Here is a 21,782-nt window from a genome sequence, read left to right on the forward strand (position 1 = left end):
GCCATGCTGCAGGCGTCCAACATCATCAAGAATTTCCCCGGCGTCCAGGCGCTGCGCGACGTCTCCATCGAGGTGCGGCCCAATGAAGTTGTCGGGCTGATCGGCGAGAACGGCGCCGGCAAGTCGACGCTGATGCGGGTGCTGGCCGGCGGCTACCGGCCGGATGGCGGCTCGCTCACGCTGGATGGCGAACAGCTGCGCATGCGCAACGCCCGTGATGCGGCCAGGCATGGCATCGGCATGGTGTTCCAGGAGCAGTCGCTGGTGCTGAACCTGACGGTTGCCGAAAACATCTATCTCGGCGAAGAGGACCGCTTCACCCGCTTCGGCCTCGTCAATTGGCGCGCCATGAACGCGGCGGCGCGGCGGCAACTGGCCAAGATCGGCATCGACATCGACGTCACCGCGCGCACCTCCGAACTCACCTTCGCCGCACGCCAGATGGTCGAGCTCGCCAAGGCGCTGACCTTGGAGGAAGTGGTCGAGCGGCAGTTGCTCATCCTGCTCGACGAGCCGACCTCGGTGCTCAACGCCGCTGACATCGAGGTGCTGTTCGCGCGGGTGCGCTCGCTTAAATCCCGCGCCAGTTTTGTGTTCGTCTCGCACCGCCTCGACGAGGTGCTCAACATCTCCGACCGTGTCTACACGATGAAGGACGGCGCGGTCGTCGCCGAGCACCGCGCAGCTGAAGTCACCGCGCCGGAGCTGCACGAGATCATGGTCGGGCGTGGCCTGCAGGCCGAATATTACCGCGAGGCCCGCCAGCTCGCGCCGCGCGATATCGTGATGGTCGAGGCCAAGGGGCTTGGCGCCAACGGTTACTATCACGGCGTCGATCTCTCGATCCGGGCCGGCGAGATTGTCGGCATTGCCGGCGTCGTCGGCTCCGGCCGCGAGGAGGTGACGCGCACCGTTGGCGGCTTCGTCCAGCATGATGCCGGCGAGATGAAAATCGGCGGCGATGCCGTGCGCTTCTCCTCGCCGGAGCCGGCTGTGCGCAAGGGCATCGGCTATGTCCCGCGCGAGCGCCGGCTCGAAGGGCTGGTGATGTTCCTGTCGATCGCGGAGAACATTTCGCTGGCCGATCTCTCCAGCGTCATGCGCCATGGCGCCATCGACTATGGCAAGGAGCGCCGGCTTGCCGCCGACTGGATCAAGCGGCTGCGCATCAAGGCGCCCGGTCCCGATGCCGCCTGCCGCAAGCTCAGCGGCGGCAACCAGCAGAAGGTGGTGCTGGCGCGCTGGATGACGGCGGGCTCGCGCATCCTGGTGCTCGACCATCCCACACGCGGGCTCGATGTCGGCGCCAAGGAAGAGGTCTACGAATTGGTGCGCGACCTCTCCGCGCAAGGCGTGGCGATCCTTTTGATTTCCGACACGCTGGAGGAAACGATCGGTCTGTCGCACCAGGTGCTGGTGATGCGCGACGGTGCAATCACCGCGCGCTTCGATGCCAGTCCGGGCAACAAGCCGAACCAGGTCGATCTTCTCAGGGCAATGGTGTGAACCGATGAATGAGGCGTTCTCCATCAGGCAGGTTTTCGAGGGCAAGTGGACGCAAGGCGCCATTCCGCTGATCCTGCTGGTCGGCCTGCTGCTGATCATCGAGATCGCCGCGCCCGGCTTCCTGACCGGCGAGACCGTGGCGCTTTTGTTTGCCAACACTGCCGTGCTGTTCATCCTGGCGACCGGCGTCACCTTCGCCATCCTGCTTGGCGGCATCGATTTGTCGATCCAGGCGGTGGCATCGCTGGCCAGCGTCATCCTGGCGCAATTGCTGCCGTCGCTCGGCCTCGCCGCCTTTCCGGTGGCGATCCTGTCGGGGCTCGCCTTCGGCGTGTTGAGCGGTGTCGTCCACGTCAAGCTGCGCGTGCCGTCCTTCGTCGCGACACTCGCCACCGGCGGCGTGGTCACCGGCCTGGCGCTCTGGGTCTCCAATGGCCGCGCCATCACCATCGAGGAGGCTGGTCGCGAAAACACCGCCTGGATCAACGCCACTGTCGCCGGCATTCCCGTGGTGGTGCTGATTTCGGCGGTCATCGGCATCGCCGCCTTTCTGGCGCTGCGCTACACGCGCTTCGGCCGGCAAGCGATCGCGGTCGGCGCCGGCGAACCGGCGGCGTGGGCGGCCGGCATCAATGTCGACCGCACCAAGATCATCGCCTTTGCCGCGTCGGGTATGCTCGCGGCCATCGCCGGCGTCGTGCTGGCAGCCAGGCTGTCGAGCGGTTCGCCGGTGCTGGCCAACCAGCTGCTGCTGCCGGCCATCGCCGCCGTCATCGTCGGCGGCACGGCGATCACCGGCGGGCTCGGCGGCGTTGCCCGCACGGCGGTCGGCGCGCTGATCATCTCGATCGTGCGCATCGGCATGACCTTCGTCGGCGTCAATATTTTCCTGGAAAATATGGTGTTCGGCGCGGTGCTGATCGCTGCCGTCGCCATCACCATCGACCGCAGCAAGATCGCGGTCATCAAGTGATCCCGCCTCCCAGGCAAGCGCGGACAGGACGGGACCGCATCGGCGCGAGGCCGATGCGGTCCGGCCCGATCGGATCACATTGTGTCGAGGCCGATCAGCTCGATCTTGTAGCCGTCGGGGTCTTCGACGAAAGCGATGTGGGTGGTGCCGTGCTGCATCGGGCCGGGCTTGCGCGGGATCTTGGCGCCGCGCTTTTCCAGTTCGGCGCAGACGGCGTAGATGTCGTTGACGCCGAGCGCCAGATGGCCGAAGCCGGTGCCGATCTCGTAGGGTTCCTCGCGGCCCCAGTTCAGCGTCAGCTCGACGACGGCTTCCTTGTCCTCGGGGCCGTAGCCGACAAAGGCGTTGGTGAACTTGCCGCCGGGGTAATCGTCGCGGCGCAGCAGGGTCATGCCGAGCACCTCGGTGTAGAAGGCGATCGACTTGTCGAGGTCGAGCACCCTGATCATGGTGTGCATATAGCGAAAGCCCGGGGCGTCGCTCATTTTGGAAGTCCTCCGAATTCTGTGATTTGCGGCTCTGATCATCCACATCGAACGCTTGGCGGCAAGATGGCCTCGGTTGATGTTCTCAATCAGGGTTGTATGATAACACGACAACGCCGGTATTTGTCCAGCCGTTTTGCCTAGGGGCCTAGAGCAAATCCATGAATGCCGTGCCGCCAACCTCCGCATCGCAGATCGCAGCCCTCGCCGGCCTGCTGCCGAATGGTGGGCTGCTGACCGATGAAGCGGATCTGGCGCGCTTCAGCCGCGATTGGTCGGGCGATCATTTCGGCCGGCCGCTGGCGGTGGCGCGGCCCTCTTCGGTGGAGGAGATGTCGGCGCTGATGCGGTTCTGCCATGCCGAGCGCATTCCGGTCGTGCCGCAAGGCGGCCTGACCGGGCTCGTCGGCGCCGCAGTGGCGGCGGATGGCGGCGAGATCGTCATCTCGCTGGAGCGCATGAACAAGATTCGCTCGATCAGCCCGATCGACTTTGCCATGGTGGTCGAGGCCGGCTGCATCCTCGAGGACGCCAAGCGCGAGGCTGAAGCGAGCGACTGCCTGCTGCCGATCACCTTCGGCGCGCAAGGCAGCTGCCGCATCGGCGGCAATGTCGCCACCAATGCCGGCGGCTTCAACGTGCTGCGCTACGGCATGACGCGCGACCTGGTGCTTGGCCTCGAAGTGGTGCTGGCCGACGGCCGCATTTGGAACGGGCTGAAAGTGCTGCGCAAGGACAATCGCGGCTATGATCTGAAGCAGATCTTCATCGGCTCGGAGGGCACGCTCGGCATCGTCACCGCGGCGGCGCTGAAACTATTCCCCAAGCCGACGCAGATCGAAACCGCGCTGGTTGGCCTGCGCTCCGTCGAGGACGCGATGGCACTCTATGCAAGGGCGCGGCGCGATTGCAGCGATTTGCTCACCGCCTTCGAACTGATCCTGCGCGGCGGCATCGAGATCACCATGCGCGAAGGCCAGGATTTTCCCGATCCGCTCAGCCAGCCCTATCCCGTCTATGTGCTGATCGAGGTGTCGTCGGGCGGGCTGATCGACCTCTCCAACATGCTGCTGGGGTTTCTCGGCAGCGTCGAGGACATCGTCGAGGACGGCGTCATCGCTTCGACCAGGGCTCAAGGTGAGCGGTTGTGGCTCTACCGCGAGATCATGGTCGAGCGGCAGGGCAGGGGCGGGCGCTACCTGCGCACCGATGTGTCGGTGCCGATCTCCAGGCTTGCCGATTTCGTCACCGATGCGCTGGCCGCCTTGGAGAAAGCCCGGCCCGACGCGCTGGCCGTCACCTACGGCCATGTCGGCGACGGCAACATCCACCTCAACGTCGTGCCGCCGGAAGGCATGGGCACCGAGGCGATGGAACATCTGTTCGAGCAGGCGGAAGCCGAGATCTTCACCGTCGTCGATCGCTATGGCGGCTCGATCAGCGCCGAGCACGGCATCGGCCGGGTCAAGCAGAAGGCGTTCCTCGAACGCATCGATCCGGTGACGCTCGACCTCGCCGCCGGCATCAAGGACGCATTCGACCCGCGCCACATTCTCAGCAACGGCCGCATTCTGGCGTCCGCACCCGCCGTCGACTATAGGTGAGCGATGACGCTGAAACTCGACAAGGTCAATCGCGGCCCACACCTCTCCACTCTGGTGGCCAGTTCCATCTCGCGCGAGATCGCGCAAGGCCGGCTGAAGCCGGGTGACCAGCTGCCGACCGAGGCGGCGCTGGCAACCACTTTCGGGGTCAGCCGCAACGTGGTGCGCGAGGCGATCGCGCGGCTGCGCTCGGAAGGCCGCATCTGGTCGCAGCAGGGACGCGGCGCCTTCGTGGTCGAGAGCAACAACCCGACGGTGCTGACCATCGACCATGAGACGCTGCAGCGCGCCGACTCGTTTCGCAATCTGTTCGAACTGCGTGGCATCCTCGAAGTGCAGGCGGCGGCCCTTGCCGCAAAACGGCGCAGCGACGCCGATCTCAAAGCCATGGGCGATGCGCTGTCCGGCATGCGCGCCGCCCCCTATGGCAGCGTCGCCTGGTTGCGCAGCGACCTCGAATTCCACCGCACCGTCGCCGAGGCGACGCGCAATTCCTACATGGGCCAATTCCTGGTCTTCGTGTCCGAGCGGGTGCGCGAAAGCATCCTCGCCGCCGGCAACCAGCAAAAGTCGGACGACATGGCCCGCATCACGCTCGGCGAACATGAGCGCATCCTGAGAGCGATCCGTGCCGGCGACGCCGAAGGGGCGCAAGCCGCGATGCGCGACCACCTGGCGGGCGCTGCGCTGCGGGTGGGGTTGCATGAGGGGGAAGCTGCGGAGATAGCGCCGGGGCCCGAGGCAGCGTCTCCGGTACGGCATTCGCGGTTGCGGAAGGCTGTGCGCGGGCAGGCTTAGGGATAACCTCGCCTTGTCCGCGCGCTGGGCCAATCGCCTATGGCGGCGCTGACCCCCACTCCGTCTCGGCTTCGCCGAGCCACCTTGCCGGGGCGAGCCACGGGTCTCGCCCGTCCTTCGGACCCCCCATTTCATGGGGGATGAGGAAATGCCAATCTCCGAGATCGCAGCCCTTCAAAAGCTTGGGTTTCCACTCCCCCACGAATGTGGGGGTAGAGGTGGCTCGGCGAAGCCGAGACGGAGTGGGGGAGCGCCATATCAGATTTCACACGGTCGTCGGCTCAACCAGCTCAGGGCCGGAGATAGGCCGCCACCCCACCGCGCTATTTCAGCGGCAGAAACAGCTCAAGCACCACCTCGCGCACCGGTCCGTTCGACGAAAAGTGCCGTTGGCAATAGATCGGAAAGTCGCGCGCCTCCTCGCCGCTGGCCGGAAGCCATTCGCGGTACAGGTAAAGCGCTGCCGGCTCGAGATTGTTGGTGTTGCCGGGATAGCGCAGCACCGCGCATCGTCCGGCGGGGATCACGCCGGCCTTCATCTGCGCGTCCTCGATCGGCCCGCCTTCTACCGGCAGGTCGGTTCCGGCACAAATATCCATGCTGTAATCGGCCGGGTTCGCCGGCTCCCTTTCGGAACGGAAGATGTTGAAGGTCGGGCTTGTCTCGGGCGAGAGGCCGGCCGCCTTGCGCCAGGCGATGAAGCGCTGGATGGTGTCCTGGAGCGTCGCCCGGTCGCCGCGATGCTCCATGATCGCCACCGGCGTCGGCGGCACATCGCGGATCATCACGTCGGCGGGTTCGAAGATTATCTGCATGAGCGTGGTCCTTGCTTTGTCGAGCGGCCCGAAGGCCATGAGCCACGCCCCCCAGTCGGGAGACTTCCGGAACGACGAAGGCGATTGTCCGAACCGTTGCCGAAAGGCGCGGGCGAAGGCATCCGGTGCGTCGTAACCGGCATCCATCGCTATGTCGGTGACGCTTTGGGCGTCGCTCTCGGCAAGCCGGTACGAAGCGCGCTTCAGGCGGGCGAGCTGGACATAGCGATGCACGGACAAGCCGAAGGTAGACGTGAACTGCCGGTGGAAATGGAATTTCGAAAACGCCGCGACGCCGCTCAACGCTTCCAGGCCCAGATCGCCGTCCAGATGCTGGTCGATGTGGTCCAGCACCCGCTGCATCCGGGCATGGTAGTTTTCAGGTGGCGTCATCAAACGTCTCGTCCTGCGTGGCGACACCAGATAGGCGGTTCCGGACATGTCGCGCTCGACCGATCTTGCGGTTTGACATGGAGGGATCGGTGATGGGCGCGGGCAATTCATGACTGTGGAAGGTTTCTCCGCAAGGAGGTTTCGGGATAGCGGTTTCGGCCCGCGCCCTCAATCGCGCCCATAGCACATGTCAGCGCTGGCCTCCTCTCCGTCTCGGTTTCGCCGAGCCACCTCTCCCCATTATGAGGGCGAGGAATCGCTATCGCAGAGGTCGCGGCCTGGAAAAAATTCGGTAATAGGTAGCAGCTACACCTGAGATTCCCGCGCTGCGCTGGGCATGTTACGGGCATTGTGCTACGGTTCGAATGTCGGAGGCAGCATGACCCAGTTGATACTTACGGGAACGATCGGCGGGCTTCTTGGCACCGGGCTGGCTCTAATCGGTGTTCGGCAGGTGAGGATTCTCGACTGTGTGGTCGCGTTCGGCATGTTGCTTCTGGGGCTGACGTGGTTTGTGGGCTAGCGCAACGCGCTTGTTAGCTCGACGGCTTCTCACGCAGTTGCACCGGTCCTGTCCCGTTCCATTGGATGAACTCAGCCTTCTTGTCACAATCGCTTTAACAGCGGTTCGTGGACCTCACGAAGCGCGCGGTAGTGCTCACTCGGGTACGCTAGGAACGGACCGACGATGCTCTTGTGCATCGCCTCCGCTGCCACCAGAAAGCGCCCGATTTGGGGAGCGCCGTACGAGGTTTTACTCCGCCGCCTCCACCAGCGACACCCCATTCAACCCCGCTACAATATCCGACAGCGCCGGCACGAACTTCTCGCCATGGCCTGTTGTGACGGCCGTGGCGAACCCATTGCGCACAGCGGCGCCGATCGGGTTGGCGATGCCGGCGGCCTGGGCGAAGGAGGCGAGGTAGGTCATGTCCTTCAGCGCGTTGGCGATGGCGAAGCGTTGGGCGTTTTCGTTGCGGTTGAGGACGAAGTCGAAGAAGGCCTGGTAGAAGCCGCAATCCATGCGGCTGCCGGAAATGACGCTGTTGAAGACCTGGGGCGTCAGCCCGGCCTTGGCGCCGAGGCTCAGCGCTTCCGAATAGATCGCGGAATAGCCCATCGAGACGAAATTGTTGAGCAACTTCATGGTGTGGCCGCTGCCGGTCGGGCCGGTGTGGACGACACGCGCGGCGTAGGCCTCGAGCACCGGCCGCGCTCGGGCGACGATTTCGGCCGGGCCGCCGACCATGACGTCGAGCTTGCCCTCGGTGGCTTCCTTGGGCGTGCGCGCCAGCGGCGCGTCGATCAGCGTCATCCCCTGCTCCGCGAGGTCGGCGGCAAGCGCTGTCGTCGATGACGGATTGGAGGTCGAGCAGTCGATGATCAGCAGCGGCGTCTTGGCCGCAGCAAGCCCGTCTGCGCCCTTGACCAGCGCTTCGACCTCGCGCGAACCGGTGACGCACAGGATGACGATGTCGCTCGCGGTGGCGAGCGCGCGCGGGCTTGGCGCTTCGGTGGCGCCGGCGGCGATCAGCCGGTCGGCGGCCGTGCGGCTGCTGTGGACATGCACCGTCAGCGGCCAGCCCTTGCGCAACAGATTGTCGGCCATGCCGGCGCCCATGCTGCCCAGGCCGATGAAGCCGATGCGTTCTTTCATGCAATCCTCGGGTTCTTTCATGTAATTCTCCTTGGACCCACACCGGCGGGCTCACCTTTCGTCACCTTGCGGCGGGCACCCGTCGATGCAATCCTTTGAACAAGAATCGAACCGGAGTCGCGCCAATGGCGGAGCCCATGACTTTCGATGCCATACCGCAGGCGCCCAATCTCAGGACCGGGCTCGTCAACACGCTGATCGCGCAGATCGAATCCGGCGATCTTGCGCCGGGCCAGCGGCTGCCGACCGAACAGGAGATTGTTGCTGCCACAGGCGTCAGCCGCACCGTGGTGCGCGAAGCGCTGGCTGCGCTGCGCGAGCGCGGGCTGATCACCACGCGCCAGGGGCTCGGCGCCTTCGTCGCCAAGGAGCCGATGCCGAAGACGTTTTCCGTCCTGCCCGACGATCTCGAATCGATCGACGAGGTGCTGCGGGTGCTGGAACTGCGCATGGGCATCGAGGTGGAAGCGACCGGCCTTGCCGCCGAGCGACGCAGCGATGCGGCGCTCCAGCAGATGGGCGCGAAGCTTGACGCGCTGGAGGCGGCGGTGCGCGCCGGCGGCTCCGGTTCGGAAGAGGATTTCGGCTTCCACCGCGCCATTCTCGCGGCGACGCAGAATGCGAATTTCACCCGGCTGTTCGACACGTTCGGCAGCGCCATGATCCCGCGCCAGTGGACGCGGCTCGACCGGATGACGGAGGCCGAGCGGGAAAAATATCTCGACCGCATGCAGCGCGAGCATCGCGCCATTATCGGGGCCATCGAAGGCAGGGACGTCAACGCCGCGCGCCGCGCCATGCGCAGCCATCTGACCAAAAGCTATGCCCGCTTCGAGGATCTGCGCGACAAGGCTGTTCACGATTAGGGAGCCAACCACGGTTGATGGACTGCTCATCCGGCGACCCCGCCGAGATAAAGTTCGCGCATCAGCGACATGTTCCTCCCGGCTCCCACTGTTGCAGTCTTACCCCGTTGTCATACAACCCTGTAATCTGGTAAATCCCAGGAAGAGGGATGTCAATCGCGTTGCCATGCGGTATGAGGCTCCCGAAATCAGAACCGTCATCAAAGCCGCAAGTCAGGAAGCAAAATGCAGTCACGGAAATTTGGCCGTACCGGCAGATCAGTCAGCGAGATCGGCTTCGGCGCCTGGGCGATCGGCGCCGCCTGGGGCGAGGTCAATGACGACGATGCGGTCGCCGCCCTGCATGCCGCGCTCGATGCCGGCGTCAGCTTCCTCGACACCGCCGACGTCTATGGCGACGGCCGTTCGGAAAAGCTGATCGCGCGGGTGATGAAGGAACGCGGCGGCGCGCGCCCGTTCATCGCCACCAAGGCCGGACGGCGGCTGCCGAAGCAGACGGTCGAGGGCTACAGCGTCGAGAACCTCACCGGCTGGATCGACCGCAGCCTGAAATACCTCGAGACCGACACGCTCGACCTGGTGCAGCTGCATTGCCCGCCGACCGATCTCTACTATCATCCGGAGGTGTTCGAGCGTCTCGACAAGCTCACCGAGCAGGGCAAGATCCGCAATTACGGCGTCAGCGTCGAGCGTGTCGAAGAGGCGTTGAAGGCGATGCAATATCCCGGCGTCGTCAGCGTGCAGATCATCTTCAACGCCTTCCGCCAGCGCCCGGTCGAGCTGTTCTTCGACCAGGCGAAAAAGAACGACGTCGCCGTCGTCGCCCGCGTGCCGCTGGCCAGCGGCCTGCTGTCAGGCAAGTTCAAGGCGGACACCAAGTTCGAGACCACCGACCATCGCCTGTTCAACAGGAATGGCGAAGCCTTCGATGTCGGCGAGACGTTTTCGGGCGTGCCCTATGAGGTCGGGCTGGCGGCGGTCGAGAAGGTGCGGCCGCTGGTGTCAGGCGACACCACGATGGCGAAATTCGCGCTGCGCTGGATCCTGATGTTCGACGCGGTGACGGTTGTCATCCCCGGCGCCCGCAATCCGGCGCAGGCGGTTTCCAATGCGGAAGCGGCGGAGCTTGCGCCGTTGTCCTCCGAGTTGATGGCCAAGGTGAAGGCGGTCTATGATGAGAACATCAAGCCCTACGTGCATCAGCGCTGGTAACCAGCGCCTGCCGGCCTCGACCGGCTGACTGACAAGAGGTCAGCCGGGCGCAAATTGCGCTCGTCGTACAAGCTGTGCAGCGGATCCTGTGATCCACCGGGTCATTTAATCGGTCGCGCCGCTTGTTATTGTGCAGTGCAGCAACGATATTGCTGCGTGTGCGTTGTGTGCACGAGTCTGCCCATTCCGGCGCGCAAGGATACCGATTTGCGAGACATATCCGATACGATCGCCCGGCTGAGCGCGATGCGCCGCCGGCCAGCCGGTGCAGGGCTGAGCAAGGACGACCACCTGTCCGAGATGACAGGGTTCGGGTCCAATCCCGGCGCCTTGCGTGCGCGGTTTTATCTCCCTGAAAACCTGCCGAAGCAGGCGGCGCTGGTCGTGGTGCTGCATGGCTGTACCCAGACTGCAGCCGCGTACGATCATGGTTCCGGCTGGACCGAGCTCGCCGACGAGCAGGGTTTTGTCGTGCTTTTCCCCGAGCAGCAGCGCGCCAACAACGCCAATCTTTGCTTCAACTGGTTCGTGCCAGGCGATATAAGCCGCGACGGCGGCGAGGCGCTGTCCATCCGCCAGATGATCGAGGCGGCGGTGGTCACTCACGGTCTCGACCGCAAGCGGATATTCGTCACCGGCCTTTCCGCTGGCGGCGCCATGGCGGCGGTGATGTTGGCGACCTACCCGGACGTGTTTGCCGGTGGCGCGATCATTGCCGGGCTTGCCTATGGCAGCGCCTCGACCATCCCCGAAGCCTTCGACCGCATGCGTGGCCATGGCGGCCCGTCCAGAACCGACCTGCAGCGTCTGTTGCGGGAGGCTTCGCCGCACAAGGGGCCGTGGCCGAGGATTTCGATCTGGCAGGGCTCGGCCGACACGACCGTGGTGCCTTCCAATGCCGGCGCGGTGCTGGCGCAATGGCAGGGCGTGCACGGCCTCGCCCAAGCGCCGACACGCACGGAAAAGGTCGACGGTCAGAGCCGCAAAGTCTGGTCCGATGGCAAAGGCCGCGACGTGGTCGAGGCATACAGCATTGCCGGCATGGGCCATGGCACGCCATTGCAGGCGAGCGGCGACAATGCTCTCGGCAAAGCAGGGCCGTTCATGCTGGATGCCGGGATTTCCTCGACGCGCCACATCGCCCGTTTCTGGGGGCTGACGAAGCCAGAGGTACGACGCACGGCGAAAGCCAAGGCCGCTTCAGGCACTGCATTGCAGCCTTTCTCGCCGAAGGAAAAACCGCGAGCCGTCCGTGTCGATCCGGCCCCGGAGCCTGTCAATCCGCCAGGCGGTCCGGCGGGCGGGATCACCAAGGTCATCGAGGACGCGCTGCGGGCAGCGGGATTGATGCGCTGAGGCGGAGGCTCGCCCCGCACGAAGGACAAGGGCAAGCACCAGCATCATTATCGCAGCAGGCCTTCGTCCTCGAACGCATCCCAGCCCTTCAGTCCGGGCGGCGGGCCCTCCGTGTCCCGGGCGTTCCTCGCAGTGCGCGCTTGGCCAGTGCCCTTTCCCGCGCGCGTCAACGCGGCCTTGCCCGCGCCGCGCCGCCTGTTCTCGGCGACTTCCTGGACATCCTGCTCTCTCCACACGGTTGCCAAATCGCGGTCCAGGACGTCCTCGATGTGGCGCGGGTCGAAAACGTGGAAGGTGACAGACTTTGATCGCCCACGCATCTTGACGGTGCGTGTGCCGGTGCTTTGCAGCCGACCGTCCTTGAGCCATTTGTGGCGCTCGCGCGAAGAGATCGTAAGGATATCCTCGACCTCGCGTGGAAGCACAGGCAGCGCCTCCACTCCCTCCAGTGTTTTGGAGATACTGGCAGAGGCGGCCTTGAACGCTTCCGCTTCGGATCTCGACATTCGCAATGCGATGCGCCCCGTCTCGGCCTTGACGTGCTTCCTGACTGCCCATGGCAGCCGGGCTCTGACTTCACGTTCGATCCCCTTGGAGCGCACGGCGGACCCGAGTGTCGCTGACGGCGACAACGGCCATTCGGCAATCAGTTGCGGGGACGGGCTCATGCCTTCCTGGGGCTGGTTTCGTTGGTTCGATGCTAACACGGCAAGAGCCGGTCAAGCCAAGGCAACAGCGAAAAGGGGCAGGTCCGAATAGACCCGCCCCATATGGCCGAAATTGAATGTCGCTCGCAGCGCGCCGACAGCACCCTTGGCCCCGCCGCCGTACGGCGGCGGGGCTCGATGATCAGAGTGGACTGGCGTTGCGCGTTTTGTCGCGCTCGGCCTCGATGTCGGTGTAGGGGTCGGCATTGGCATCGAAGCCGGTCCAGCCATCGGCTTCGTAGGCGCGTCGGCGGTCTTGCAGATCGACCGAGTTGGATTCGCCAAGAATACGCTCTGCCTCGTCGGCGAGTTCGTCGCTGACCCTGGCGGTCACCATCGTGCCACCGCGGCGAACGCCCTCCGCATAGACATGCGCATCCCTTTCGGGGACGCCGGACTCGGTCAGCGCCCCGACGATGCCACCGGCAGCGCCACCGACGACCGCGCCGCCAACGGCGCCGACCGCGGTGGCGGCCAGCCATCCTGCGGCCACGACCGGACCGACGCCAGGAATGGCCATGATGCCGAGCCCTGTCAGAAGCCCGCCGGCGCCGCCAATGACGGCTCCAAGACCGGCGCCGCCGGCTGCATCCTCGGCGGCGTTGGAAGTGTCGCCGTCGTCGTACCAGTCATCCGAATTGTTGGCGACGATGCTGATGTCGGCCTGCGGCACTCCGATTGCCTCCAGTTCGCCGACGGCATCGGAGGCATCATCGTAGTTGTCGAAAAGTCCGGTTACGGTTTTCATGGTCTTGATCTCCTCGATCTGGTTCAGAGGTTCAGTTGGCGCCGGCAACGACGTTGCCCTGATAATCGAGCGCCACGGTCGTGGTCTTGCCATCCTTGGTGGCCTGACCGCGCCAGATGCCCTGGTCGTCTTTGGTCAGCTTGGACACGCCGGAGAAGCCGGCATCCTGAATGCGGCTCTTGGCCTGATCCTCGGTGAAGCTGTTGGCACCCGGGATCGGGGCGGCCGGATTGGTGGTGTCGGTCGTGCTCACGGCCGGGGTGGTGGAGCTGGTGGTCGACGATGCATTGTCGGCGGAAGCGATCTTCTCGACCATTTCCTGATGCATTTTGAGCGTCGGCAAGGTCTCGGAGGCGAAGGTCTTCAACTGCGCGTTGTCGCCGTCCTTGGCATAGCTCTCGAACAGCGTGACCGCCTCCGAATGCGCATCGCGCTGTATCTGGACATAGGGCTTGTCGACGGCATCGTTGGCATTCTGCAGAGCCTCCAGATCGGCCTTGTGCTTGGCGTCCAGCTCCGTCGGCACTTTCAGCTTCTGTTCGCCGGCGATGGTCGCAAGCTTGGCGTTGGCGGCGCCGTGATCGTCGATCATCTTCTTGGCGAAATCCTTGACGCCTTGATCCTGCGCCTTGCCCTCGGCGATCTTGCTCGAATCCACCTCGAACATGCCGCCGATGGCGGCCTTGTCGACAAAGTCCTGAGCACTGTCGGCGGCGAAGGCGGGCAGGGCGAAGACCATGGCTGTGGCGGTGGCCAGCGAAGCTAGAAGAACACGTGTTTTCATGGACAGAGATCCTCGTTGGGGCACACATCGTGCTGTGAGCCTAACCAGTGCGGCCAAGCTTTGTTCCGCCGCCAAAGCGTTATAGCCGGGAGGGTCGATGCCGCGATGATGGCCCCTCATCCTCGGCTTTTGCGCCTTTGCGATGTCGACGCGTGGCGCGGACGGCGACCCGCTCGATGGGCGCCTTGCAAGTCCATCGCAAAGGGAAACGAGGCCTTCGCCGCCCGCAAATGAACACCGCCCGCGGTGGCCTATCGAGGTTCAGCGATCGTTGCGTTCGAGGCGGCGCGCAACCTCTGTTTGTGCGACCTGCAGCAGCGTGTCTATTTCGAACATCGCCGCCGCATGGCCGCCGTCGCGAATGACACGGCGGGCGCGGTGGAGCAGGTCGGAGACCGTCCGCAGCGTTTCAGCATGGCTCGATCGATTCGACAAATGCGTGCCCTCCATCAGCCACAACCGTTGGATCGGGAGAGTGTTCCCAAAGTTGGCGGCCGGCCGGGTGAATGACTGTGAGCGCAGGCGGCGGAACCATCCTTGTCCGTTGGCCGTTCCCCCTGCCTCAACGAGAGGAACAGCCATGGCCGAGAACGACACCCCGAAGGACACCCCGAAGGATACCGCGAAGGAAACCCCGAAGGACACCCCGAAGATTTCCGCCCGAGAGGCCCAGGAGGCCATGGAGAAGCAGGTCGCATCGCTGAGGCGCGAGATCAGCAAGATCAACCGGACGCTTGCCGAGCGTGCAGAAGATGCCGTCGGCGAAGCCGGCGGCTGGTACGGCAGCGCGACCGAGCGCGCGGCACGGGCAACGCAGCAGCTGAGATCGCAGGCGCAGACGGTGTCCGAAGCCGTCCAGCAAAATCCCGGCACCATCAGCAGCGCTTTCGTGCTTGGCGGCATTGCCGGGTTGTTGATCGGCATGCTGCTCGGGCAAAGCCAGGAACGCGACCGAAGCTGGTTCTAGTGGCGTATCTTATGACTATTGCGCCCGCCGGCTTTGCTGGCGGGCTTTGTATTTATGGACGCCAGATCAGTATCGCTTGAGTGAAAAACTCCCGCTCGGAAATTCGGTGTTGACAGCTGTCCTACTAGTAGGTAGGTAAACGCCATGAGCAACTTTGTGGCGACCTCCGATCAGATTCTGGCGTCCGCGCGAAACTTCATCGTGGCCGGCGGCTACAACGGATTCAGTTATGCCGATATCGCCGGCGAGGTGGGGATCCGCAAGGCGAGCATCCACCATCATTTCCCCAGCAAGGTCGACCTTGTCCGCACGCTTGTGGCGCGCCATCGCGAGCGTACCGAGGCCGGCATGGCAGATCTGGAAAGTAAACTCTCGGACCCGCTTGCACTGCTTCAAACCTATGCCGACTACTGGGCAAAATGCATTGAAGATGCGAGCGTCCCGTTTTGCGTCTGCGCGCTGCTTGCCAGCGAACTCCCTGCGCTCCCGGCTGAAATTGCCGTCGAAGTGCGGGCTTACTTCAGGTTTCTGTCGTCCTGGTTGACCAGGGTCATGGAGCACGGCGCCGAGCAGGGGATTCTCGGATTTGCAGGCTCGGCGGAGCTGGAGGCCGAGACCTTCATGGCGACCGTTCATGGCGCCATGCTGTCCGCGCGCGCCTATGGCAACCCCGCCATGTTCGGCACCATTCTGACGCCAACCGTGCAGCGTCTGTCTCGGAAGGTTCACTAACAGGAATTTGCGCGACAGGGGCGGCGAGCCCCTTCACCGAATTCCCTCGACGCGTCCATCATGCCTACCTTCTAGTAGGTAAACACAAAAAGGGAAATCCGAAAATGCTTGCCAAGACGAATGAAGCCAACCAATCCTCATGGCTCAAGAGCTACTATTTCATACGCTTTGCCGTGGCGGCCGCCTGGGTGCTGCTGGCCTTTACCGTCGCCAGCACAATGCCGTCCCTGGCAGCCATCATGCTGGTCGCCTATCCCGCCTGGGATGCGCTGGCCAATTTCGTCGACGCCCAGCGCAGCGGTGGGCTAAGCCGCAACAAAACGCAGCTGCTGAACTTCGTCATCAGCATCATCACCACGGCGGCGGTCGCCATTGCTCTGGGCAAAAGCATGAATGCGGTGCTCGCGGTGTTCGGCGTCTGGGCGGTCCTGTCGGGCCTCTTTCAGCTGGCAACCGCGGTCCGGCGCTGGAAGTCCGGCGCGCAGTGGGCAATGGTGCTGAGCGGCGCCCAGTCGGCGCTCGCCGGCATCTTTTTCGTGAAGATGGCGGGCAGCGATGCGACGGTCGGGATCACCGATGTCGCGCCCTATGCCGCGTTCGGCGCCTTCTACTTCCTGGTCTCGGCAGTCTGGCTGACGGTCAGCGACGCGCGGCGCAAGGCGGCTGAGGCCGCCGGCTGAGGGCGTCGCGTTTCGAAAACGGGATTTGTGGTCGGCGCCGCCCGCGCGGCGCCCTCGACAGGTGAGTTGAGTTTCCCTGCCGCGGTCGTATGTTGTTGACCGTAGTGGAGGATCACAAATGCCCATTCGACGCAAAGCCACCGAGGCCGGCGTTTTGCAGCCATCCGAACTCGAGCTGTTGGGCCGTGTATTCGAGCAGCTTAAGCGCGACGGTCAGTCGCCCGAAGCACGCGACGCCATCGCATCCCGGATTATCGCGAACTATATGGCCGGCGTGGTCGACGAAGCCGAGCTCGTCAGTCTTTCGAGGCAACCGCTGGGCCGGTAGTGCGCTTTCCATTCCGGGTTCAGAAGAGTTTCAGGTCGTCAAATCAGAGGGATAAGGCAATGCCGGCTGACCCACCGATAGAGCGACGGTCGCTTATCCGTGATCTTGTTCTGAAGGAAGCGACAATCCGCGTTGGCGACGCCAGTATCAATTGTCTGGTTTGTAACCAGCACGCCCATGGCGCGGAGCTGCGGGTGAAGGCCGATATCGCAATCCCCGACCGTTTCGTGCTTCACGTGCCGGTCGATCATACCAGCTATCGCGCCGTGGTGCGGTGGAGACGGAACGAGCGACTTGGGGTGCAGCTTGATTCGGGAAGGCAGGCCTAGAGGGCGATAGCCGGGACGGATGCAGGGTTGATGGGACAAGGCAGGGCTCGTTTGCGGCACGAACGCTTCTTTCTATGCTACTTGCGATTTGCAATCAGTTGCTATAGCGTCTGACTGCTTGCAAATTACAAGCGGTTAGTCCGTGAACCGACTATGTGAAGGCGCTGCTTATGGCCAAACTTATCTTGGGAATGAACGTTTCCATCGATGGCTATGTCGATGACCTTGCCGGAAATCTGGTCATGGGCGCACCAAGCCAGAAGCACTTCGAGTACTGGATCGAGACGATTCGCAACCATACCGGCGCTGTGTATGGCCGCCGGATGTACGAGGTCATGCGCTATTGGGACGATGATCACGCGGAATGGGACGCTCCGCTTCGCCAGTTCGCGACACTCTGGCGCAAGCTGCCCAAATGGGTCGTTTCGCGCACACTTTCACGGGTAGGCCCAAACGCCACCCTCATCTCCGGAGATATTGAAACGCAGATTCGCGAGATCGCGGCCCGCACGGAGGGTACCCTGAGCGTTTCCGGTCCGGAACTGGCCGGTCTTATGACCGGGCTGGGCCTGATCGAGGAATATCACCTGCACGTGAGGCCATTCGTGCTCGGCAAGGGCAAGCCTTTCTTCCACGAGGCAAGGCCTGCGCTGCAACTGGTGTCGAGCACATTGATCGATGACGATACGGTTCATATGATCTATGTGCCGCGAGGCTGAACGATAAGGCGCTTCAGCGCCAACATGCGAACCTGGAGAGGGCCTGGTCCCGGCCTTCGCACCGAGGTCTCACATGTCAGCTTGCGTGCTGGGTACCCAAGCAGCAGAGGGTCTGCTGTCGGCCGAAAATCTGCCGGTCAGCAATGCGCCCCATGCCGGTCAAAGAGGCCTTGCCGCCGTTCCTCCATAAGTAGACATTGCAGACCTACAAGGACATCGCTTTTACGCCCGAAGCGCCGCTTCGGTTGGTCCTTCAGTGACCTGGCGGCCCAAGGGCGTCGTCCTCCACCGCCCGCCCTCGTCCGCAACTCACCGTTGCCAGCGGCTCTGCTCCTGGCCTTCCCGCGATGACCGAGCGGGTAGTGAAACATCATGGTCAAGCCTGAAAAGCAAGGTCCAACCTAGCCGCCTTTCCAGGCCTGCGTCATCATCGTCCAGCAGTTCAGGATCCTGCGTGCGCCAGCCGGGTCCGTCGGGTCGGCCGGCCGCACAGTTTTTTTCATCCCGCTGGAACATTGGCGAAGGAATGCAGTTGGTGTCGCTGCAGATGCCGCCGCGCGGTGCCTGTGGGCGATTGGTGGCAACACCTGATCGGCCGCCGCTCCTTTACGAGGCGGCTTAGCGTGTGAGCCAATCCTGCAGCAAAGGCCTAGGGATTGGAACGACCAACAGGAGGCAGTCATGAAGCACCAGACACTCGATCAACTCCAGTCAGTCGCGGACATCAGTCCACTATCGCCGGCTCTGCTGGCTACAAGGACGCAACGGATAGAGCGGTGGGCGGAACTGCTCTATCGAAATCCGACGCGCTCCCTTGTGGCTCTCACCGGGACTGAGCATCTGCATCCCTCTGTCCGCGGAGAAGCGCGCGCGGTCGGATCGGCGATCAGTGTCGCCTTTGACGATCCACTGCTGCGTGCGTCGGGCATGCAATCGGATACCTACGGGGAAGCCAGACGCTTCTTCGAACTCTCCGATTGGCAGTTGCATGAGATCGTCTGCAGTTGCCACACCGGCGCCACCATGCAGGCTGGCTGGGCCGCCGGGCGTGTCCGCAGGGTCCTCAATGGGAGCAAGATATTGGCTTGGCTGAGAAAAGGATTCATGCCGCACTGAGACACAGCGCTCGCGCCTGAAGAAGCATGCAGGCTCCAGCAGAGATTGCGTCGGCTCCGCGAAGTCATGGCTGACCTCAATGGAGTAGGGCGGCCGAGTTGCTTGCGACTTCAGAAATGACGTTCACCATTGCTTAGTGGACCTCGTCAGGGTGATCGGCAATTTCGTGAATAGCGAGTGCCAGCGCCAGTTTCGACCAACCGGTCGGCAGCGCCCGCGTGACCAAGCGGGGTTACTTATCCTCGGTGCGTCACATGTGCGCTTCGTCAGCGGTATAGCCTGCCAATCCCTCCACAGCCGTTTTGACGCTGCGAAAAGCTCGAGGCGTGAGGGGGCAATTTAACCCAGGAATCCCGAAAACGGACCTTCCGCTTTCGGCCCCGAAATTGAAATTCGAGGCCTCCCCCATCACCCCGGAAAGATCGTAAACCCGCCATCCACCCGCAGCACCTGCCCGTTGATAAATCGTGCGCGGGGGCCGGCTAGAAAGGCCACCGCCTCGGCGATCTCCTCCGGCTCGGCATAGCGGTTCAGCGATTTGCGGCTGGAATCCATGCGCTCCGGATCGACCGTGCGGGTCGCCTGGAAGCGTGCCATCTTGGTGGCGCCGGGGCTGACCGCATTGATGCGCACGCCGTCGTCGATCAGTTCCTTGGCCAGACAGCGGGTGTAATGCACGACCGCGGCCTTCAAGGTGGAATAGACGACCTCGGGCGAGCAGCCGAGATGGGCCGCCGCCGACGCGATGTTGATGACGGAGCCGCCGCCGCGCTGCTTCATCGGCGGCACGAAGGCCTGGCAGACCAGCATCGTGCCGATCAGATTGTTCTCGGTGAGCACGCGGATGTCGTCCAATTCGATGTCGAGGGCATTGTTCGGGTTCGGCTTGCCGCCCTTGGCGCCGATGTCGCCGCCAGCGCAATTGACCAGCACATGGACGTCGCCGAGATCGGCCTCGATCCTGCGCTTCATCTCGGCAACCGCCTTCTGGTCGCCGATGTTGCCGGTCACCGACGTGACCTTCGTGCCGTGCCGCTTCAGGCGCTCGACCACTTCGCCGAGATTGGCAAACTCGCCGTACTTCGCCGGCGCTTCCTCGTCCATGTCGTGGATCGCGACATTGGCGCCGAGTTCGGCCAGGCGCTCGGCCATCACGCGGCCGAGGCCACGGCCGGAGCCGGTTACGAAGGCGGTCAATCCATCGAGTTCACGTGCCGTCATCGGATATGCTCCATCAGTTTGCGCATGTTGGCGGCGCTGCGCCGGATCATGTCGAGCTCATAGGAAACCAATGAGACGTCGGCTTCGCGCTCCCAAGGCGTGCGGTAGTCGGCATCGTCGGGCAGCCGGTTGCGCTGCGCGGCCGCCAGGCAGGCGGCAAATTCGCGCGCCGTCTTCTCGGGGTAGCCGCGCCACCAGTCGTCGCTGAGATAGCGGACATGCCGCGCCTCCAATGCGCCCGGTTCGAGGACGGCGGTCATGCGATCGTGGTGTTGGCCAAGAATGGCGAACAGCTCGGCAAACGGCACCGCACCGTCGCCGATGGCACAACGGATCAGCCGGTAACCTTCGGTCGTGAACTGCACGCGGTAATCCTTGAGGTGGACATGGCGGACATAGGGGGCGATCACCTTCGTAAAATCGAGCGGCGCTTCGCCGACCGGGAACGTGTTGCCGGTGTCGAAGGTGACGCCCACACTGTCACCACCTAGCGCGCAGAATTCGACGAGTTCCCGGCTGGTGAAGTCCTGGTGGTTTTCGATCGCAAGGACATACCCTTCGGCATTCGCGCGGGGACCCCATTCCACCAATCGCTCTCGAATGATGCCGACGTACTCGCTCCATTTTTCGCCGGCGGCGTTGCGGTCGCCGCAGAGAATGGGCGTCAGCGCCGTCCGGATGATTTTGGCCTTGAGCAGGCGCGCGGCCCGAAACGCATCGTCGAGCGGTTCGCCCACCAGCAGGCCGCCGCTGACGACCGGCGTGATGCCAAGGCCGGCGAGCCGTTCGCGCAGCGCGATCACCGCGTCGTCGGAAAGCTCGCTCAGCCATGGCACCCAGATCTCCAGCACGCGCGCGCCGAGTTCGGTCGCGAGCGCGATGAAACCTTCGAGCCCCGCCGGCTGCGGATTGGCGCGTGGCGTGCCGCGGCCCTGGAGGCCGAGATGATAGGTCAGGCCGTAGGGGTTCAGGCCGACCTCGAGCATGAAGCGATCCTTTGAGTCAGGTGTGGTCATCTCAGGCCGGCATCCACGGTGATCGACTGCTTGGTGATCATGCGGCTGTCGTCGGCGGCGAGGAACAGCACCGTGCGCGCGATCTCCTCGCCGAGCAGAACCTTGCGGATCACCTGGCGCTGCACGACCTGGTCGACCGAACCTTGGGTCTTGTACCAAAGCTCCCGCTGCCGGTCGGTGATGACGGCGCCCGGCTCGATGGCGTTGACGCGGATGTTGTCGGGGCCAAACGCCCGCGCCAGCGCGAAGGTCAGCCCGACCACCGCAGCCTTGGCCGCCGCATAGGGGCCATCTCTGATGCGCCGAAACGCCAGGCGATCGAGGAAAAATTGACGATCGAACCAAAGCCCAATTCCTGCATGTGCGGATGCACGGCCTGGGCGGCAAAGAAGTGGTGCCTGAGGTTCACATCCTGGGCGTGGTCCCAGTATTCCTGCGTCACGTCGGCGACCGAGAGGCGATTGTCGTCGGCGGCGTTGTTGACCAGCACCGCGACAGGCCCGACGCGGTCGCGCACCGTGCCGATCGCGGCCTGGAGGGCGGGGATATCGGTCACGTCGCAGCGCAGGAACAGGGGCGCGTGCGCTGCCGCGGCGGCGAGGTCGCGGGCAAGCTGCTCGCCGGCCTCCTGCTGCAGATCGAGAAACGCGACGCGCGCGCCATTGGCGCAGAAGGCGCGGACCGTGTCGGCGCCGATGCCCGACGCACCGCCGGTGATCAGCACGACACGCTCGGACAGGCTCGGATAGGTGGCGAAGGACAAGGCGGAA

At 63.9% G+C, this 21,782-nt stretch carries 24 protein-coding genes and 1 pseudogene; 15 read left to right on the forward strand and 10 right to left on the reverse strand.

Annotated elements, in window-relative coordinates; all coding sequences use genetic code 11:
* Positions 1 to 3 precede the first annotated feature (3 nt).
* Together NKL04_RS30570 and NKL04_RS30575 are read left to right on the forward strand one after the other, a co-directional pair.
* A complete protein-coding gene (locus NKL04_RS30570) occupies positions 4 to 1,506 on the forward strand; it encodes a sugar ABC transporter ATP-binding protein (protein ID WP_023700939.1) in 1,503 nt (500 codons plus the stop codon).
* Positions 1,507 to 1,510: 4 nt separating this feature from the next.
* The gene (locus NKL04_RS30575; protein ID WP_023700940.1) at positions 1,511 to 2,479 is read left to right on the forward strand and encodes an ABC transporter permease; all 969 of its coding nucleotides are present in this window, start codon (positions 1,511 to 1,513) and stop codon (positions 2,477 to 2,479) included.
* Positions 2,480 to 2,553: 74 nt separating this feature from the next.
* Here NKL04_RS30575 and gloA read toward each other — a convergent pair whose 3' ends face one another.
* Positions 2,554 to 2,964, reverse strand: a complete 411-nt coding sequence (gloA, locus tag NKL04_RS30580; RefSeq protein WP_019856614.1) for a lactoylglutathione lyase — start codon at positions 2,962 to 2,964, stop codon at positions 2,554 to 2,556.
* Positions 2,965 to 3,125: 161 nt separating this feature from the next.
* Between gloA and NKL04_RS30585 the strand changes: the two genes are divergently transcribed.
* Together NKL04_RS30585 and NKL04_RS30590 are read left to right on the forward strand one after the other, a co-directional pair.
* The gene (locus NKL04_RS30585) at positions 3,126 to 4,568 is read left to right on the forward strand and encodes an FAD-binding oxidoreductase (RefSeq protein ID WP_023700941.1); all 1,443 of its coding nucleotides are present in this window, start codon (positions 3,126 to 3,128) and stop codon (positions 4,566 to 4,568) included.
* A 3-nt stretch (positions 4,569 to 4,571) separates the two neighbouring features.
* Positions 4,572 to 5,366: a FadR/GntR family transcriptional regulator gene (locus NKL04_RS30590; RefSeq protein WP_023671079.1), complete on the forward strand. Its 795-nt coding sequence runs from the start codon at positions 4,572 to 4,574 to the stop codon at positions 5,364 to 5,366.
* Between the two features lie 323 nt (positions 5,367 to 5,689).
* Here the strand turns inward: NKL04_RS30590 and NKL04_RS30595 are convergent, their stop codons facing one another.
* The gene (locus NKL04_RS30595) at positions 5,690 to 6,574 is read right to left on the reverse strand and encodes an AraC family transcriptional regulator (RefSeq protein ID WP_031209356.1); all 885 of its coding nucleotides are present in this window, start codon (positions 6,572 to 6,574) and stop codon (positions 5,690 to 5,692) included.
* 379 nt (positions 6,575 to 6,953) lie between these two features.
* Here NKL04_RS30595 and NKL04_RS30600 point away from each other — a divergent pair, with 379 nt between their 5' ends.
* Positions 6,954 to 7,097, forward strand: coding sequence for a hypothetical protein (locus NKL04_RS30600; protein ID WP_023756462.1), 144 nt, complete (start codon positions 6,954 to 6,956; stop codon positions 7,095 to 7,097).
* Between the two features lie 231 nt (positions 7,098 to 7,328).
* Here the strand turns inward: NKL04_RS30600 and NKL04_RS30605 are convergent, their stop codons facing one another.
* A complete protein-coding gene (locus NKL04_RS30605) occupies positions 7,329 to 8,231 on the reverse strand; it encodes an NAD(P)-dependent oxidoreductase (protein WP_023700943.1) in 903 nt (300 codons plus the stop codon).
* 125 nt (positions 8,232 to 8,356) lie between these two features.
* On the opposite strand from NKL04_RS30605, the gene NKL04_RS30610 reads away from it, so the two are divergent.
* The 3 genes from NKL04_RS30610 to NKL04_RS30620 all read left to right on the forward strand — a co-directional run bounded on the left by NKL04_RS30610 (position 8,357) and on the right by NKL04_RS30620 (position 11,665).
* Positions 8,357 to 9,097 carry a FadR/GntR family transcriptional regulator gene (locus NKL04_RS30610; RefSeq protein WP_023700944.1) on the forward strand — a complete coding sequence of 247 codons (741 nt, stop codon included), beginning with the start codon at positions 8,357 to 8,359 and terminating at the stop codon, positions 9,095 to 9,097.
* A gap of 225 nt (positions 9,098 to 9,322) precedes the next feature.
* On the forward strand, positions 9,323 to 10,309 hold the full coding sequence (locus tag NKL04_RS30615) for an aldo/keto reductase (RefSeq protein ID WP_023700945.1): 987 nt from the start codon (positions 9,323 to 9,325) through the stop codon (positions 10,307 to 10,309).
* Between the two features lie 207 nt (positions 10,310 to 10,516).
* Positions 10,517 to 11,665 (forward strand): extracellular catalytic domain type 1 short-chain-length polyhydroxyalkanoate depolymerase, encoded by a 1,149-nt coding sequence (locus NKL04_RS30620; protein WP_023700946.1) that lies wholly within the window; start codon positions 10,517 to 10,519, stop codon positions 11,663 to 11,665.
* 47 nt (positions 11,666 to 11,712) lie between these two features.
* Here NKL04_RS30620 and NKL04_RS30625 read toward each other — a convergent pair whose 3' ends face one another.
* From NKL04_RS30625 to NKL04_RS30640, 4 genes are all read right to left on the reverse strand, one after another.
* On the reverse strand, positions 11,713 to 12,333 hold the full coding sequence (locus tag NKL04_RS30625) for a hypothetical protein (protein ID WP_027049775.1): 621 nt from the start codon (positions 12,331 to 12,333) through the stop codon (positions 11,713 to 11,715).
* A gap of 181 nt (positions 12,334 to 12,514) precedes the next feature.
* Positions 12,515 to 13,120, reverse strand: a complete 606-nt coding sequence (locus NKL04_RS30630) for a general stress protein (protein ID WP_023698781.1) — start codon at positions 13,118 to 13,120, stop codon at positions 12,515 to 12,517.
* A 31-nt stretch (positions 13,121 to 13,151) separates the two neighbouring features.
* Positions 13,152 to 13,904, reverse strand: coding sequence for a DUF4142 domain-containing protein (locus NKL04_RS30635; RefSeq protein ID WP_023700948.1), 753 nt, complete (start codon positions 13,902 to 13,904; stop codon positions 13,152 to 13,154).
* 261 nt (positions 13,905 to 14,165) lie between these two features.
* Complete coding sequence (locus tag NKL04_RS30640) at positions 14,166 to 14,354, reverse strand: hypothetical protein (RefSeq protein WP_023671089.1); 189 nt, start codon at positions 14,352 to 14,354, stop codon at positions 14,166 to 14,168.
* Between the two features lie 130 nt (positions 14,355 to 14,484).
* On the opposite strand from NKL04_RS30640, the gene NKL04_RS30645 reads away from it, so the two are divergent.
* The 7 genes from NKL04_RS30645 to NKL04_RS30675 all read left to right on the forward strand — a co-directional run bounded on the left by NKL04_RS30645 (position 14,485) and on the right by NKL04_RS30675 (position 18,775).
* Positions 14,485 to 14,871 (forward strand): hypothetical protein, encoded by a 387-nt coding sequence (locus tag NKL04_RS30645; RefSeq protein ID WP_023700949.1) that lies wholly within the window; start codon positions 14,485 to 14,487, stop codon positions 14,869 to 14,871.
* A 144-nt stretch (positions 14,872 to 15,015) separates the two neighbouring features.
* On the forward strand, positions 15,016 to 15,603 hold the full coding sequence (locus NKL04_RS30650; protein WP_023700950.1) for a TetR/AcrR family transcriptional regulator: 588 nt from the start codon (positions 15,016 to 15,018) through the stop codon (positions 15,601 to 15,603).
* A gap of 104 nt (positions 15,604 to 15,707) precedes the next feature.
* A complete protein-coding gene (locus NKL04_RS30655; protein ID WP_023700951.1) occupies positions 15,708 to 16,283 on the forward strand; it encodes a DUF308 domain-containing protein in 576 nt (191 codons plus the stop codon).
* 118 nt (positions 16,284 to 16,401) lie between these two features.
* Positions 16,402 to 16,611, forward strand: coding sequence for a hypothetical protein (locus tag NKL04_RS30660; RefSeq protein WP_023671091.1), 210 nt, complete (start codon positions 16,402 to 16,404; stop codon positions 16,609 to 16,611).
* Between the two features lie 59 nt (positions 16,612 to 16,670).
* A complete protein-coding gene (locus NKL04_RS30665; RefSeq protein WP_023733541.1) occupies positions 16,671 to 16,940 on the forward strand; it encodes a hypothetical protein in 270 nt (89 codons plus the stop codon).
* Between the two features lie 170 nt (positions 16,941 to 17,110).
* On the forward strand, positions 17,111 to 17,659 hold the full coding sequence (locus NKL04_RS30670) for a dihydrofolate reductase family protein (RefSeq protein ID WP_023700953.1): 549 nt from the start codon (positions 17,111 to 17,113) through the stop codon (positions 17,657 to 17,659).
* Positions 17,660 to 18,340: 681 nt separating this feature from the next.
* Positions 18,341 to 18,775, forward strand: coding sequence for a hypothetical protein (locus NKL04_RS30675; RefSeq protein WP_023671095.1), 435 nt, complete (start codon positions 18,341 to 18,343; stop codon positions 18,773 to 18,775).
* 408 nt (positions 18,776 to 19,183) lie between these two features.
* On the opposite strand, the gene NKL04_RS30680 is transcribed toward NKL04_RS30675, so the two are convergent.
* The 3 genes and pseudogenes from NKL04_RS30680 to NKL04_RS30690 form a co-directional block, all read right to left on the reverse strand.
* Positions 19,184 to 19,996, reverse strand: a complete 813-nt coding sequence (locus NKL04_RS30680) for an SDR family NAD(P)-dependent oxidoreductase (RefSeq protein ID WP_023700954.1) — start codon at positions 19,994 to 19,996, stop codon at positions 19,184 to 19,186.
* Positions 19,993 to 21,012 carry a sugar phosphate isomerase/epimerase family protein gene (locus NKL04_RS30685; RefSeq protein ID WP_023700955.1) on the reverse strand — a complete coding sequence of 340 codons (1,020 nt, stop codon included), beginning with the start codon at positions 21,010 to 21,012 and terminating at the stop codon, positions 19,993 to 19,995. The genes NKL04_RS30680 and NKL04_RS30685 overlap by 4 nt, the downstream gene beginning before the upstream one ends.
* Positions 21,009 to 21,736 (reverse strand): annotated as a pseudogene (locus NKL04_RS30690) (SDR family NAD(P)-dependent oxidoreductase). The gene NKL04_RS30685 and the pseudogene NKL04_RS30690 overlap by 4 nt, the downstream one beginning before the upstream one ends.
* Between the last annotated feature and the right edge of the window lie 46 nt (positions 21,737 to 21,782).

Origin of the sequence: Mesorhizobium sp. C264A (assembly GCF_040324515.1) — a bacterium.
GTDB lineage: Bacteria > Pseudomonadota > Alphaproteobacteria > Rhizobiales > Rhizobiaceae > Mesorhizobium.